This is a genomic window from Segatella copri (genome assembly GCF_024330485.1).
Classification (GTDB): domain Bacteria; phylum Bacteroidota; class Bacteroidia; order Bacteroidales; family Bacteroidaceae; genus Prevotella; species Prevotella copri_L.
Window position 1 is genome coordinate 35,123 of sequence record NZ_JANDWX010000007.1, and the last position, 15,853, is coordinate 50,975.

General features: G+C 43.6%; 10 protein-coding genes. All 10 read right to left on the reverse strand.

Translation table 11 applies throughout. The annotated features are described in order from the left end of the window. Window positions 1–62 precede the first annotated feature (62 nt). The 10 genes from NNC77_RS06025 to NNC77_RS06070 all read right to left on the reverse strand — a co-directional run bounded on the left by NNC77_RS06025 (window position 63) and on the right by NNC77_RS06070 (window position 15,634). Window positions 63–1,520 carry a TolB family protein gene (locus tag NNC77_RS06025; protein WP_437183277.1) on the reverse strand — a complete coding sequence of 486 codons (1,458 nt, stop codon included), beginning with the start codon at window positions 1,518–1,520 and terminating at the stop codon, window positions 63–65. A 118-nt stretch (window positions 1,521–1,638) separates the two neighbouring features. Continuing rightward, window positions 1,639–3,495 carry a DUF6057 family protein gene (locus NNC77_RS06030; protein ID WP_254970250.1) on the reverse strand — a complete coding sequence of 619 codons (1,857 nt, stop codon included), beginning with the start codon at window positions 3,493–3,495 and terminating at the stop codon, window positions 1,639–1,641. Between the two features lie 820 nt (window positions 3,496–4,315). Next, window positions 4,316–4,573, reverse strand: coding sequence for a hypothetical protein (locus tag NNC77_RS06035; protein ID WP_254970249.1), 258 nt, complete (start codon window positions 4,571–4,573; stop codon window positions 4,316–4,318). A gap of 163 nt (window positions 4,574–4,736) precedes the next feature. Continuing rightward, window positions 4,737–5,978: a hypothetical protein gene (locus NNC77_RS06040; RefSeq protein WP_254970248.1), complete on the reverse strand. Its 1,242-nt coding sequence runs from the start codon at window positions 5,976–5,978 to the stop codon at window positions 4,737–4,739. A gap of 33 nt (window positions 5,979–6,011) precedes the next feature. Continuing rightward, window positions 6,012–7,787 (reverse strand): RagB/SusD family nutrient uptake outer membrane protein, encoded by a 1,776-nt coding sequence (locus tag NNC77_RS06045; RefSeq protein WP_203068746.1) that lies wholly within the window; start codon window positions 7,785–7,787, stop codon window positions 6,012–6,014. Between the two features lie 18 nt (window positions 7,788–7,805). Further along, entirely contained in the window at window positions 7,806–11,057 is a 3,252-nt protein-coding gene (locus NNC77_RS06050) for a SusC/RagA family TonB-linked outer membrane protein (protein ID WP_254970247.1), read from the reverse strand. Window positions 11,058–11,476: 419 nt separating this feature from the next. Beyond that, a complete protein-coding gene (locus NNC77_RS06055; RefSeq protein ID WP_254970246.1) occupies window positions 11,477–12,625 on the reverse strand; it encodes a 1-acyl-sn-glycerol-3-phosphate acyltransferase in 1,149 nt (382 codons plus the stop codon). Window positions 12,626–12,691: 66 nt separating this feature from the next. Continuing rightward, window positions 12,692–13,687: a D-alanine--D-alanine ligase gene (locus NNC77_RS06060; protein ID WP_006847565.1), complete on the reverse strand. Its 996-nt coding sequence runs from the start codon at window positions 13,685–13,687 to the stop codon at window positions 12,692–12,694. 5 nt (window positions 13,688–13,692) lie between these two features. Then, window positions 13,693–14,751, reverse strand: coding sequence for an RluA family pseudouridine synthase (locus NNC77_RS06065; RefSeq protein WP_254970264.1), 1,059 nt, complete (start codon window positions 14,749–14,751; stop codon window positions 13,693–13,695). A gap of 148 nt (window positions 14,752–14,899) precedes the next feature. Continuing rightward, complete coding sequence (locus NNC77_RS06070) at window positions 14,900–15,634, reverse strand: PASTA domain-containing protein (protein ID WP_006847567.1); 735 nt, start codon at window positions 15,632–15,634, stop codon at window positions 14,900–14,902. Window positions 15,635–15,853: the final 219 nt, after the last annotated feature.

Sequence of the window (15,853 nt, forward strand, 5' to 3'; positions counted from 1 at the left end):
AACAGGAGCGTTTTCTATAAATATACATTTGAATTCTTCACTCTTCGTTCTTCACTCTTCACTTACTTAACCTTCGTCGGAATCCTCTTATCACTCATGATTTCATTTCCTGCCGCACGGGCATCCAGCTCTACTGGCTTCGAAGTGAAATCAGGGGTATTATAGGAGTCCAGCAACTCATCGTAGTACTTCTTAGGATTGCGCTGAGGCAAGAGGAACGGCTTGCTAACATTGCCCTTATCATCAATGCAAGCGAGATAAAGACGGGTATAGAGGCCGTCACCGCGGCGGGATGTAAAGACAAACCAATGGGAGTCCCTGCTCCAGTTGTGCCAACTATCCGTATTCTTACTATTGGCTGCAGTCATAGGTCGAGCCTGCCCAGTCTTCAAATCCAACAACCAGTTATCCGCTTCCTTATGCCAGATAGGGAAACAGCCATAGTCGCTCATCGTAAACATGATGTACCTGCCATCATACGAAGGACGAGGATGGGTAGCACTCTTGCCCAGTTCACGGGCATTGAAGATGGTATCCACCTTATTTCCAAACTTACCCGTAGCTGCATCGAAACTAATCTTGCAGATATTATACTTGATATCCTTATACCCACTTGGGATAGGCTCTGCGGTAGAAGAGCAGAAATAGAGCGTCTTGCCATCAGGCGAGAATACCGGATAAGTCTCGTAATGATCTTTCGTCATCAGGAGCGAATCCAATATCAGTTCATGGGTTGCCGGCTGATAAACGAAGACATCCGATGCCTGATCGAAAACTTCAATTCGCTCATCCTTCACAGCATGGAAACTCTGATGAGTGGTATTGGTGCTATAGGCGCAATACTTGCCCGACGGATGCCAGTAAGGATAAACCATCGAACCCTTCAGGGAATCATTCTTAGCCTTCAGCCACTCCCGCTTGCCGTTATGAGAAACCAAGGTAGCGCCATGGTCTCCACGTACATGGAAGGTAAACTGGTCGGGGTTGGTTCTGTTTGCCGTATGACAGTTGAGACAGGCACCCGGCGCTGCGGTATTCTCAAGGATTGCCGTTTCCTCAAAGTTACTCAAGTTGCGCTGATAAATGCCCAACTTGCCATACACTTCATAGCCTGGAGCTATGCGACGGTAAGTCAAGCCCCAGTCGTCAAGAGCATATGGACTGACATGGATATCGAAGTCCTTATACTGCGTCCAGTTACCCTTCTTTTCCACATAAACAGTAACTTTCAAATCTCCACCTCTATTTTGAGCAAGCAGATGATGCCATTCATCGATATCGAAATTTGCGTAGTCGCCTTCACTTTGAAGTTCACCTATCTTTGATCCTTCTACCACGACACTAACAGATTCTGCATCTATATCCTCCACATTGAAGTTGAGAGGAGCAATCGTTGCGGGCACAGTAACTCCAATATAATCAGGATAAATCTTTGGAAGTTGATTTGCTTGGATGGGATTGGTGGGCACAAGAATTCCCGGTTTGGACATACAAGAGCCAAGTCCCAACATGCCCCCCATGAGCAATAATCCCATAAAATATTGTCTGATATTCATCATTAATCTATATTATAATCATGCCAAATGTCCAATCAGCAAGGATGCCAACTTAACATTTAACACTTAACATTTAACATTATCAATAAACCTCTTTCATTCCCTCCTTCTTCTTAGAAGCCTCATCAGCCCCCTGCACCATCACATAGTGCCAGGCATTGGATACATACGGCTGATGATTGAGCTGAGGATCCTTCGGATTCTGCATATAGAGCTGAATGAAGTTGAGCGTATTGTTCACGTTCTGCGCATCCACACTATACGGGATGGTACGCGGATCGCTATGCGTCTTCATCCAGTTGCCGATGAGAATTTCCTGGAAGATACGTGGAATATGGTCGTAACCCACGAATCTGCCCAGCGGATAATACTGCATGAACTTCTCCATATCGCGCTGCAGGAGTTCGTAGCACATCAGATATTCGTATGCCATCCTGTTATGGTTATCGTTCAGGAAGAGCAAGCCAAGCATCTGGTCCATCTCCCGGTCGCTGAAGAGGAAGTCCTGCTTTTTCTCACGATACTTGCGCAGCTTGCCATAGATAGGATGTCGGTTGATAGCCTTCTCATTACCCAGCAGCGCCATGGTCTGGTTAGCCCAGTTGCTATAGAAGAGCGTCTTCTGCAATCGGCGGAGCAGCTTGGCTGCTACCTTATAATTACCGTTGATGATTTCGCACTCTATAATTCTGCGGGTCAATCGGGCACTCTTGCGATAATTCGGTATAGCTTCCTGCGCTTCGAACATATATCTTTCGGCATCATTCACCATTCCCAGACGGAAGAAGATTTCTGCCGTAGATACCGGCGAAATCATATCACGGGTAAAGGTAGGGAACAAGCCCTCGCCTCCATTCTGATAGAACTCGAAAAGGCGGTCGGCAAGCATACCTTTCTGGCTCAAGGCAAGATTCACGCACGATACACTGAGCGGTGTGGTTGCCGGTTTCTTTTCAGCCTTCTCAATGATCTTATCCCATTGTTCGGTGCGAACCAGGAAATCATAATTTATCAGGTCGTAGGTCATCTCATCAAAAGAAGCCTTGATGCCGAACCATGAAGCCACAATCACCAATACATAGCTCAACACTATGACCACTTTGGATTGCTGCAACTTCTGCAAGGATTTCTGGCGGCACGGAATCATCCCCAGGAAAGGAATCACTACTGCCCATACCATCACAACAAAAGGCAACGGAGATATGGTACCCGGATAGCGATAATAATTAAGTCCGGCAAAGATGCGATACAAAGGATATTGCAAAGTCTGCGTGGTCAATAATATCCAGGCCACAGTAAGGATAAGAATGACGGCAGAATAGCCTATTCCGGAAAAAACATTTCCCTTCTGCTTGGCATTCTTCAACGTATCACCTATCATCAGGGCGGCATAAAGGAATACCACCGGACCCAGGAACCAATAAACCAATGCCGTGCTAACCAGTTCGAACACCACCTTTACCAACCGGTTGTGGAATCGGTTATGAATCCATCCTATTACTAAGGCTCCGAAAAGTGCAACGACAAAAGAGAGCAACACATTCTGGTCGCCCATGGCACACCATAAGGCGATACTTGGAAGGAAACTCAGGAGATAACCCGGGAAATCATGCCTTGCTCCATATTGTTTCATCAGTCCCCATACGGCAGCCTGAATACCCATCAGCAGCAAAGCGATGATGGCACCCCCCAATACAGGCATATAATAGAACTGTACCAGAAACTCACTGATATAGTCAGCCAATCCTCCCGGCAGTACAATGCGCTCCAGGAAATAGCCGGTATCAAAGAGAAACATCTGATATTGTTCCTGAAAGCAGAGTCCGCCTACGAATGGCACTGCCCAGAATATCACGACCGCCACACCGAAGAGCAGCGACAGCAGCGGTTTCCAAGTTTTTATCATCAAATTCTTCATGAGATTATATTTTAAATTCATGTTCTTTCCACAACGTCCGTGGACGGTTTAGGACATTCCTTATACCCGTACAAAGTTACAATAAAATATTGTAACTTCCAAACAAAATCATGCAATTCAACAAGATAGTACAGAAGAAAAGCAATAAAAGTCAAATCCTGCTAACATAATGCTACGAAAAGCCCCGACTGCTGGACGGCAGTCGGGGCTTAGCCTTATTCCGCCAAAAGGTCTTCACTCTTCACCTTATGCCCTGAAATGCCCATAAATAGGGCATTTCAAGGGGTGAAGAGTTATTGGCGACTCTTCACCCACTCTTCACCTAGGCACAAGGCTTCAAGGCATAAGAAGAAACGCAAATCCGCCGAAACAAAGAGGTGAAGAAAGGTGAAGAGTGGTGAAGAGTAGGTGAAGAGTGCCCGAATACTCTTCACCTCTCGGAATGCCGATAAACACTGGGGATTCCGAGCGAAAGGTGAAGAGTGAAGAGTACTTCTTCGTAAGCCTTGTATAAAAACGAAACAAAGGCATTGGGGATGGCTGTTCTAGGCAAACAGCCCACTAGCAGCTAAAGCGCCAGTAGGCTGTCTGTGGTTTGCCAGTTAACTGTCTGTCTTAAACAGCCTTCTTTTTACCAATTCACAGCAGGTTAAAACAGACAAATAAGCACAACATTCAGCATATCAAAAAAAGAAAAGCCCCGACTGCAGAACGGCAGCCGGGGGTTAGCCTTATTTATTTTTTATTTCATCTACCAATTTTTCAACTTCCTCTAGAGGGAGCATGGTACCATCTGCAACTTGTTGTGGAGAAAGACCCATAGCAAGTAACCAGCGGTATCTCATTCTTTCATTAAATCAGCCATTAAATCATCCACGTTATCAAATACGTCTTTCTTTGCCCATTCTTCACCTCGCTTATATGCTTCTATGTGAGCCTGTGCTTCACGAATAGCCGCTTTCGTTTCTTCATTTGGCTCATACTCCTCTCCTGCCTGACATTTCTTTGCCAAGCGGGCAACATAAGAATTAACCTTAGCCACAAATTCCTCCAGACTATAACCTGCAGGAACGTTATACTGTAAATTAACTGTCTGCATAAAACTAAATTTTAGAACCGCAGCAAAGGTACGATTATTTATCGTAACCGCCAAACATTTCGGATATTATTTTAGCATATCAAAAAAAAAAAAGCCCCGACTGTATCACTACAGCCGAGGCCTAACCTTATTTATATTATAATCACAACGATTACCTTATCTGTTACTTAGCCTTCTTCTTGAAGACATAGAACCATGCACAACCATTCTCAGGCATCTCTGCCGCCGTTAAGACAAGTTTATCATCACTAGATACCAATACATAGTACTTCTGGAATACTGCATTACCAGCATTCACGTTTACACCCATAGGGATAACGTAGTTGTCATTGGTTGCAGTTGGGAATGAGATAGTACCCTGATCCCATTTACTGTCCTTGTGTTCCAATACATTTACCTTAATAGGAAGAGTAGTACCATCAGCATTAGTTGCAGTATTATTGTTCATATCAATTGTGAAGGATGCATGAGATCCATTGCGTTCTACACCACCAACCTTGCTACTACCTTGGCCTTCAATGTCATTATAAGATACAGCCCACCACTGAGGTTTTTTACCACTTCCGAAAGGACCATTACCCCAAACGGCAGAAGCATTATCGTTCCATTCCCAAGTGGTTGTACCATCACCATCATCTCCACCAGAGAGATAGTTGAGAAGTTTTGGAACAGTAGTCAACTCATCAACTTGATACTTTCCTACCTCAACAGTTTGTTTCTGCCCATCTGCCAAAGTATAAGTAAGAGTCAATGTATAATTTCCTGGTTCAACAACCATCAGCTTGTCACCATTAAGCGTAGCTGTACCCATAGGTTCACTAGCGCCATCCTTAGTAATAGCCCAATCAGAAAGTACGCCATTTCCATTTCTTACTTCAAAGACATTACCCTTTTTTCCATCCTTGACTTCTTGAGTTACAAGAACCTTAGACTTATCAAAAGAGGTACCAAATTGGATAGCCTGCCCCTTGAAATCCGCAATGATAGACTTATAGTTGCCTTCTGAGCCTTTTACACAAAGCCGATTCTGAAGTTCGGAAGAAAGATAAGTAATCTCATCTACATTCACGGTAAAATCCTTTTTGAAATCAACAGCAAGATTCTTGCAGTGCATACTTACAGTATTGGCTCCCAACTTAGTAACATAGATTGTATCGTATGTCTTAGAAGAAGTCACAGCACCTTCAGCTAACTGGTCAGCAGACCATTGGCTAGTTATAGGAGAATGATTCTCGATAACAATACGGTTACTATTCTTACCATTCACTACCACTGCGGTAGCCTTTGCATCTACACTTTCTGCAGTTACATTTTCCATGAAGCCTGTACTTCCTGAATCAGAAGAAGGATCACAAGATGTATAAAGCAATGTCAGCATAGACAAAGCGAAAAATATCTTTTTCATATTCTTTTCATTTTAAAGTTAAAGAATTGACTATTACCAGCCCTGGTATTCAGAATCAGAACCAGTCCAACCTTCATTCTGTACAACAGTACCCATTCCTACCTGATTTTCTGGCATTTTTTGGAAACCTGCTGTAGCATTGTAACGAGCTGCGTATCCACCATTATGTGGAGCATTAGGAGTTTCCTTACCATTATGATAAGTCTTTACTCCTTCCTGCTTTGCAAGAGCTGCAGCAGCAATGTGCCAACGACGAATATCATTCCAACGAAGGCCCTCGCAAGCCAACTCCCAACGGCGCTCATTTTGCAAAGCCTTAAGAGAATAAGAAGCTATAGGTGCCAAGCCTGCACGCTCACGAACCTTATTGATACCAGAGACATCTCCCTTCAACTCGCTCTGCATCAACAAAACATCTGCAAAACGAATGAGTACCAAATCATGGATATTGTTCAACTGTGGATTTTCCGGACTAGGGATATCCCAATCGCCTGCATACATAACATTCTCAAATGTACAAGAATATCCATCTTCATTATTCTTGTTTACACAAGTAATTGGAGACCATTTCTTGGCAAAATAATCAGTTTCCTGTACGAAACTGTCGCCACCACCCTTCACATAAGTAGAAACTTTGCTCCAGTCCTGGATTGTAGCGTCACGACGTTCATCATTAGGCTCGTCAGCAGCCCAATCACTAAACAAGTTAGGTGTTACAGGACCTGCACCCCAACCTTGGCCAAACGGGAATGTCTTGGCATAATCAGTTCCACCACGAACACCAAAGTGTAAAGCAAAACCATTCGCATAGCCAATGGTAGTACTCCAAGAAGCCATCTTATTAAACTTGATTGCGAATAAAGTTTCTGGATTTGTTGCACCATCATCCTCTACCCACTTTAAGCCTTGCCCCTTAGTATAGTCATAATCATTAACTGTACATCTATTAGTATAAGCCCAAAGATTTTGGAACTTATCAACCAATTTGTACCCAGATTTTTCAACACAATCGTCAATAGCAGCAATAACTTCATCCTTAGTCATTGTTGTTCCATCTGGAAGTTCCACTGAAGTCAAAGGATTATATGTGGTACTTGTCAGGTCAGACAAGTTTGTTCCATTGCAGAAGAAACCCGAATAGAACAACCAAGCACGACCCAGCAAAGCCTCGGCAGCATACTTATCTACATGACCATCACTGCTTTTGTTCTTGCTAGCATCCTTTTCATCAAGAGTCAACAAGGTGATAGCATCACGAAGATCCAGTAAAATCTGCTTCCAAGGATCAGTAATATCACCCTGAACGACAGACTCAGAGCCAGGATGTAAACGCATAGGCACATTGCCATACATAGAAGCCAACTCATAATAATAGAATGCACGAAGGAATTTCGCCTGTCCCATCAATGAGTTTTTTGTAGCCTCATCCATCGAAGTACTAGGAAGAGCATCTATCAAGGTGTTTGCACGATTGATACCTTTGTAACGAGCCTCATAGAAGGTATTTGTCATATTTGCATTATAATTGCAAATCATATCTTCTGCCTGCATCAACTTATCATTATCACCACCGCCACCTAAGCAGTCGTCACTGGCAAGCTGTGCATAATACAAGAAACTCATCTGAGGGTCTGCACAAACCTGATTCAGATTCTGGTATACACCAGCTAAAACAGCATCTCCATCAGCCTTAGACACAGGGAAGTCTTTTGTAGACAACTCGCCTACATTCTGAACATCATTGATATCACAGGATGCAAAGCTAAGAGCTACCATGGCGGAAGCCAAAATTATATTTAATTTCTTCATTGTGAATTCAATTTTAGATTAGAACTTAATATTTACACCAACCATATAGGTACGAGGCTGAGGATAGTTACCTACATCAACACCTGTTACCCATGAGTCTGAGCCGATAGCTGTACCATTCTCTGGATCCATACCCTTATAACCTGTGATAGTAAAGAGGTTTTGGGCAGTAAAGTAGAGACGGAGCTGCTGGAACGGACTAGTCTTCCAGATTTTGGTGAAGTCATAACCTACAGTTAGGTTTTGAAGACGGAAGTAGCTGGCATCCTCAATGTAGATATCCGATACTGTTTGCCAGTTAGGACCTTGATTCATGTGCGCAAGCAATGGATACTTGTTAGAAGTTCCCTCACCATGCCAGTAATCATAAACCTCAGTTGTGAAGTTTTCAAACTCACCATCAGTAAACTTGCGATAAGAACGAGCAACCTGCTGTCCAAATGCGCCATAACCTGTTACAGAGAGGTCGAAGCCCTTGTAAGATGCGCCAAGAGTAATACCCATGGTAACATCAGGCTGTGGAGAACCAATCTCGGTTTTATCATCGTCATTGACAACACCATCACCATTGACATCGACAAACTTCAAATCACCGGGTTTGATGCCTGTACCCTGCTTAGAATTCTCAGCCTTGCCACCGCAGTTCTTATCGAGATAAGCCTTGACATCAGCATCATTCTGCATTACACCTTCTGTCTTATAGCCCCAGAAGTAGCCAATAGGATGTCCTTCCTCGAAACGAGCCATATAGCCAGTGTTCTGTGCTAAGTAATCCGAACCACCGTTATTGAACTTTTGGTTTGAGTTAACTTTAGTTACCTCATTGTGGTTGTAAGCCATGTTCCAACCTACATTGTACTGGAAGTCCTTACCAATCTTGTCGTTCCATGTCAAAGCTACCTCAACACCCTTATTCTCTACTGTACCAGCGTTTTTCATCTGGGTAGAGAAACCTGTTGTAGCATCAATAGGTACTGCAACCAGCAAATCCTTGGTTTTCTTATTATACCAATCAGCTGTCAAGCCCAATCGACCATTCAAGAAACGGGCATCGATACCAATATTCAACTGCTCTGATGTTTCCCAAGTCAACTCATCATTAGGCAATCTAGATGGTGAAGCACCAGAAATAAAGGCATTATGGGATTTCGCAGAAGTATCAAATGTATAGATACTACCTGAATCAAAAGCAAAAGCACCCTGCCATTGGAAATTACTGATGGTTGCAGCATTACCATTCTGTCCCCAACCTGCACGAAGTTTCAGGAAATCGAGCCAAGAAGCTGTCTTTTCCATAAATTTCTCATTAGAAATAACCCAACCTGCTGATACTGAAGGGAAGTATCCCCAACGTTCACCCGGAGCAAACTTAGAGTTGCCATCAGCACGGATGATAGCAGAAAGCATGTACTTCTCATCATAGTTGTAGTTTACTCGGCCAAAGTAAGACATACTACGGGTATCGTCACAAGGAGTACCTGTAACAGATGCAGCATTGTTATTCTTCATATAGCTCATGTAAGCATGAGTCATATCGCCAAAAATGGAGTTAGAAGAAGTTGCATTCAAAGAGAAACCGAAGTCAGGACGACTCTCACCATATTCAGTACCTACCAGGATGTCGAAGTTGTGCTTCTTCTGCAAGTCAAACTTATAACTCAAGGTATTTGTTGTACTCCATCCCCAACTTGTACCAATCTGATTTGTTGCCTTATCCTCTGTACGGTTGTAATCTGCATTAGTATTATTAGCCGAGAACACAGGGAGGAATGTACGCCATGTCCAAGTATTCTGATTGTAGTTCAACTGTCCACGATAAACAAGATTCTTGATTGGCTGAATCTCCAAATATCCGGTAGCATGCAAATTATGGTTAATACTCTTGTTATGACCAGACTGCTGGTTTACCATCTTATAGATCGGGTTCACAGAATAAGAGTTGTAATTCTTTATCCAATTCTGTACATCAGAAGCATTGGTATACTCACCATCGGCATTATACATAGGGATAGTAGGATTGGCACGAAGCATATTGGAAAGCTCATTGCTATACTGGTTACCAATCTGGATACCCTGATTCTGCTTGTGCTGATAATAGATATTCTCACCAATCTTTACAACATCCATGCCCTTGTCGTTGCGATAGATGACATGCTCTGAATTGATACGGAAGGTGAAACGGCGGTAGTCTGACTTAACAACATTGCCAAACACACCATCCTGATACTGATAACCAGCACCCATTGAGAAGGTAGAACGATCAGAACCCCCCGTTACGTTCAAAGCATGGCTAGTGGTAACGGCATTCTTGTTGCGGATTGCCTCTACCCAATTGGTTCCTTCGTTAGAACCATCCATATAAGAGTTGTAGAGGTCTTCGCCCATAATGCTCTTCCAATCGTAGCCACTTTCACCACTATTAAAACGCACCTGATCCATTACCTCCATATACTGCTTAGCTGTCAGCATCTTTGGCATGCGATATACGTTAGCCCAGCCTACGTTGCCATCGTAAGATACCTGGATCTTACCCTGCTTACCCTGCTTGGTTGTTACCAAGATAACACCATTGGCAGCGGCAGAACCATAAATGGCACAAGATGCGGCATCCTTCAATACGTCGATACGCTCGATGTCGGCAGGGTTCAAGTTGTTGATATCACCTGCTACACCATCAATAATATAAAGAGGAGCTGTGTTGCCGTTGGTACCGGCACCACGGATAGAAATCTTAAAGCCATCACCAGGCTGACCGGAAGCCGCCTGAATGTTAACACCAGGAGTCTGGCTCTGCAAGGCGCCCAACACCTGAGTGGTATTCATCTTCTGAATATCATCGCCCTTTACCTCAATGGTAGAACCGGTAACGAGCTTCTTCTTCTGAACACCATAACCTACGACAACAACTTCATCGAGAGTCTTGTCATCGGTTTTCATGGTGACTGAAATGTTAGACTGGTTACCTACAGCAATTTCCTGTTTCTGGTAACCGATATAGGTAATTACAATAGTAGAACCCGGCTTTACGTTCAAGGTAAAGTTACCATCAAGATCTGTAACTGTACCATTTCCAGGGTTGCCCTTTTCTACTACACTTGCACCGATAATAGGACCTTCTGCGTCGCTAACATTACCAGTAACTTTCTTAGCTTGCTGAACTGCATCTACAGTTTGATATGGGGGGGTCGCCAATGCTTCAGTTGTATAACTCAAGCCTAACGATGCTAACGCTCCCACAAGCAGCATTGATTTTTTTAAGTTCAAATTCATACTTTAGTACTTTCTAGGTTGAATAGAATTAAACGTTTGTTGACTCTGACTATCAAAAATAGTCATTCTTTTAGTTCCCGACATATCTATCAGATACGAAGGAAACAAACAGGTTAAGTTGAATTCAATTTCATAATGGTTATTGTTTATGTTGTTTATTATTGTTTCATTTCATCACCAATCTGAAGTCATTTTTTATGGAAGTATAAGTGGCAAACAGATTTTCGATTGCAAAGTTACATTTCTTTTACGAAAAAAGCCGATACTATTTTGCTAATTTAAAGTATTATTTTGATTTAAGTTATTTTTTTTAATAAACTCCGATAAATACTAAAGATTTATTAAAATTCTGTGTTTTCCTTACACTTATTATATATGTATGTTTTGTTAACTCGGAGCAAAAAAGTATTACCTTGCCGCTATTTAGCAGCAAGGTAATTACGTACAGGATTGGCATACATCTCGAGAATTCTCTCTCTCAAGTAAGCTTCATCCTTATTTGGAAGGTCAATTTTCGCAAGCTGACCAGCCATATATTTTTCAAATTTTACCTTATCTTCGGCAGTATATTCAGCCTGATGAGCAGTTGAGTTTTCAAGCAAATCAAGAGCCACATAGTTGCCCGGATAGAGGCGGTAGTTCTTGAATATCTGCTCATCCATGTATGCGGCTACCTTATTATATATATCCTGCTTAGGCATATCAGGATCAAGACTGTCCAGATAATCATCAAGACATGGAGCTGCATGGTAATGCACATGACCCTTATAACCGAAGATACCGGTCTGCATGCTTACCAGGTCATCCATAGGTCCCTTCTTCCAATCGGCATTATCGCGCTTCTGCTGGAACTCCTTTGCCTTCAGAAAATCGCATGGATCATATTCGTAACTGATAGAGAGCGGTACGAGATGAAGTTGTTTCAGGCGGTTGATAATGCTGCCCTCACCGCCCATCGACATCATCTGCAGAATACTCTTCTGGGTGCGGTCATTACTGTCCTTGGCCCTACCCTCGCGCTGGGCTATCCAGATGTTCTCGTTCTTCTCCTTGATGGCGAAATGCATATAGTCAGAAAGACGCTTGCTCGACATCAGCATCTGTCGCATACTCAGGGCACGCTCTACGATAAACGCCTTGTTGACACGTACCAGGTCCTTGACCCAAGGAAGAGAAAGGAGATTATCACCGATGGCAATCTCACAGGTGGTCTTAAAACCGTTATCGATAAGAAGGACATCGAGGATGGCTGAATCGAGCACGATATCACGGTGATTACTGATGAAAGTATAATTACGGGTATTATCGAGCGATGTGCAATCCATCTCGCAGCCTGTTGCTGCCTTCTTCAGAATGCCATGAACAAAATCGTAAGCAAAAGCCAACTGGAAATCCAGATTGGTCTTACATGCCTTCAACTTCTGGGCAATCATCTCGAAAGGTACTTGTGGATAGAGATAGGCAAGCACTTGTTTAAACTGATCGTTTGAAAGCAAACGGTCGAATACCTCTGGGAGATCTTCAGGCTCCCAAGGACGGATGGTATCAAATTCTTGAGGGATATTCATAATATATACCTATTAATATATATGGCTCTGCGAAAAAATCGCAGAACCATATATGAGTTTGTTATTCTAGAACTGATTCTCCACAATTTCGCTGAGCACATCCTTGATATCAAGACCTGCTGCACGAACCTGCTGAGGAATGAAACTGGTAACGGTCATACCTGGAGTGGTATTGATCTCCAGCATGTTCACCTTGTCTTTACCATCCTTATCCTTAGAGATGATATAGTCGATACGGATGATACCGTTGGCATGAAGAATATCGTAGATGCGTGATGTGGTCTTGGCAACCTCTTCTGCAGTCTCTGGAGAGAGACGGGCTGGAGTGATTTCCTGTACCTGACCGTTATACTTGGCATCGTAATCGAAGAACTCGTTGGTGGTAACCACCTCTGTAGCTGGCAGTACAACAGTCTTCTCTGCTGTCTTGTAGATGCCCTGTGAAATCTCGGTACCATCAAGGAAGCCCTCGATCATTACCTCATTGCTCTCCATGAAAGCCACACGGAGGGCTGGAGCCAGCTGGTCAGCATTCTTTACCTTGCTCACACCAAAGCTACTGCCGTCAGCAGCAGGCTTTACGAAACAAGGCATACCGATACGCTTGGCAATCTCTTCTTCATCATAAGCTTCACCGCGACGGAGCAAGATACTGTCTGCTACGTTTATACCGAAACCGCGCAGATAATTATTGAGCACATACTTATCAAAAGTCATTGCCTCTACCAGAACACCGCTTGTAGAGTATGGCAGATGGATGAGGTCGAAGTAGCCCTGCATCACACCATTCTCACCAGGCTGTCCGTGGATGGTGATATAAGCATAATCGAAATAGACATGCTTGCCGTTCATAACGAAAGAAAAATCGTTCTTGTCAATCTCGATAGTCTCACCATTATCCAAAGCGACATGCCAGTCGGTGCCCTTCACATCGACGAGATAAATATTGTAGCGCTCTTTATCAAAGAAAGAGTACAAACCCTGTCCTGAGCGCAATGATACGTCGTGCTCAGAAGAATCACCACCACATACGATGGCTATCGTTCTCTTGCTATTTTCCATAATTACTAAATATTTTTGAATGTATCTTGTGTGGTGCCAGCGATGAAGCTGCGCCACTTTTCTATTAATTGTCTAAAATCATTTGGCCACTCACTGTCAAAATCCATCTGCTGCTTGGTTGTAGGATGCACGAAGCCGAGTGTCTTGGCATGGAGAGCCTGACGCGGACAGAGTTTGAAGCAGTTCTGGATAAATGCCTTGTAGCTGCTACTGCGCTGACCTCTCAGAATCTCTGTTCCGCCATACGTTTCGTCCATAAAGAGCGGATGACCGATATGCTTCATGTGAGCACGAATCTGATGGGTACGGCCCGTTTCAAGCACACACTGCACCAAGGTGGTATAACCGAAACGCTCCAACACCTTGTAATGCGTAACCGCCGTCTTGCCTATTCCGCTGTCCGGATCGAAGACCTTCATACGGAGGCGGTTCTTCGGATCACGACCGATATTGCCTTCTATGCGACCTTCATCTTCTACAATGTTGCCCCAAACGAGCGCATTATAACTGCGATGGGTAGTCTTGTTGAAGAACTGCTTACCCAGTGCGGTCTTTGCCGTAGGAGTTTTTGCCACAACGAGCAGTCCGCTGGTATCTTTATCGATGCGATGCACCAAGCCCACTTCCGGATCATTGGCATCAAACTCAGGCATATCCCTTAAATGCCAGGCTACCGCCTGAATCAAGGTTCCATGAAAGTTGCCCGCACCCGGATGCACCACCATACCTGCTTCCTTGTTGACCACCATCAGCTGATCGTCTTCATAAACCACATTGATAGCGATTTCTTCAGGTTTGATACTCGTTTCGTGACGAGGACGGTCGAGCATCAGAGTAACCAGATCATTAGGGCGCACCTTATAGTTGCTCTTTACCGGTTTACCATTGACATGGATGAATCCGGCATCAGCAGCCTGCTGAATACGGTTACGGCTCTGATAGGCCATCTTATCAGCCAGGTATTTATCGATGCGAACCGGATCCTGGTTGGCATCCACCTGAACCTTCCAGTGCTCATAGAGTTCATCTCCTCCTTCACCAGAAGCAGCGTTTCCTTCCTCCATCTGGAGTTCATCATCCAGTTCGTCCATATCTCCTGCATCATCAAAACCGAAGTCATCCTCTACAGGAGCATATACCTTATTATATATATAATCTAAAAATATCATTCGTATTACTATTGAATTCTTCACTCTTCACTTTTCATTTCTCCTACTCCACCACTTCCTTCTGATGGTGCTCATGCGAAGGAGCAGGCTCTGTGGCTTCCGTACCAGGAACCACCTCGAAGTTGTCTTCATGAGTTTCTCCGCTCATGTCACCTTCGCCTTCCATCACATCTTCTTCGCCGTGATAAACCGGATCTACCACATCGATAGAATCATCAACGCTCCGTTTACCATTGCCAACCTGTATGACAAGCACATCATCGATAGAAACCTTATCACCAGCTACAACATGCTTACCCTTAACGAGGATACCATAAACCCAATCCTCTTCGCCAGGAATATATTCAGGTGTACCCAGTTTGAATCCCATAGCAGTAAGTTTAGCCATTGCCTCTCGCAACGAACTGTTGTCAATGACATCAGGAATGGTGATACGTGGAGAATGATCAGAATTGATGGTAACATAGATAACATGTCCCGACTTTACCACTTCTCCGAAAACCGGAGTCTGCTCCAGAATGACATCAGGCGGCAAAGAGCGGACATATCCCGTATCCGTTACAACAATTTCCAATCCCGCATCGTCGAGGATATGTGTAGCATCATCGATATTCTTATATCGAATATCCGGCACACGGATGGCCTCACCATGATGGGTATAGATATCGATGCCGTACTTGACACCGACACAGAGCAACACCAGCACCAGAATCATGGCACCGATATTCCCCCAAAGGTACTTACTCTTAAACTTATTTATAAACTCTGATGAAGTCATATATTATTTTTTGGTGCAAAGATACAAGTATTTGGGGGAAGAACAAAATAAAAAGGAAAGTTTTTGCACTCTCACCACCTATTTTATGATATAAAAACAAAACATCTTTGTTCCCAAAAGAGCAATCTCAGAAAAGAAAGGGGCGTTATAAACAACAAAAAGCAGCAAAGAATACATCCTTGCTGCTTTTAATGTCATCGTCAACAGACGAATCTTTCC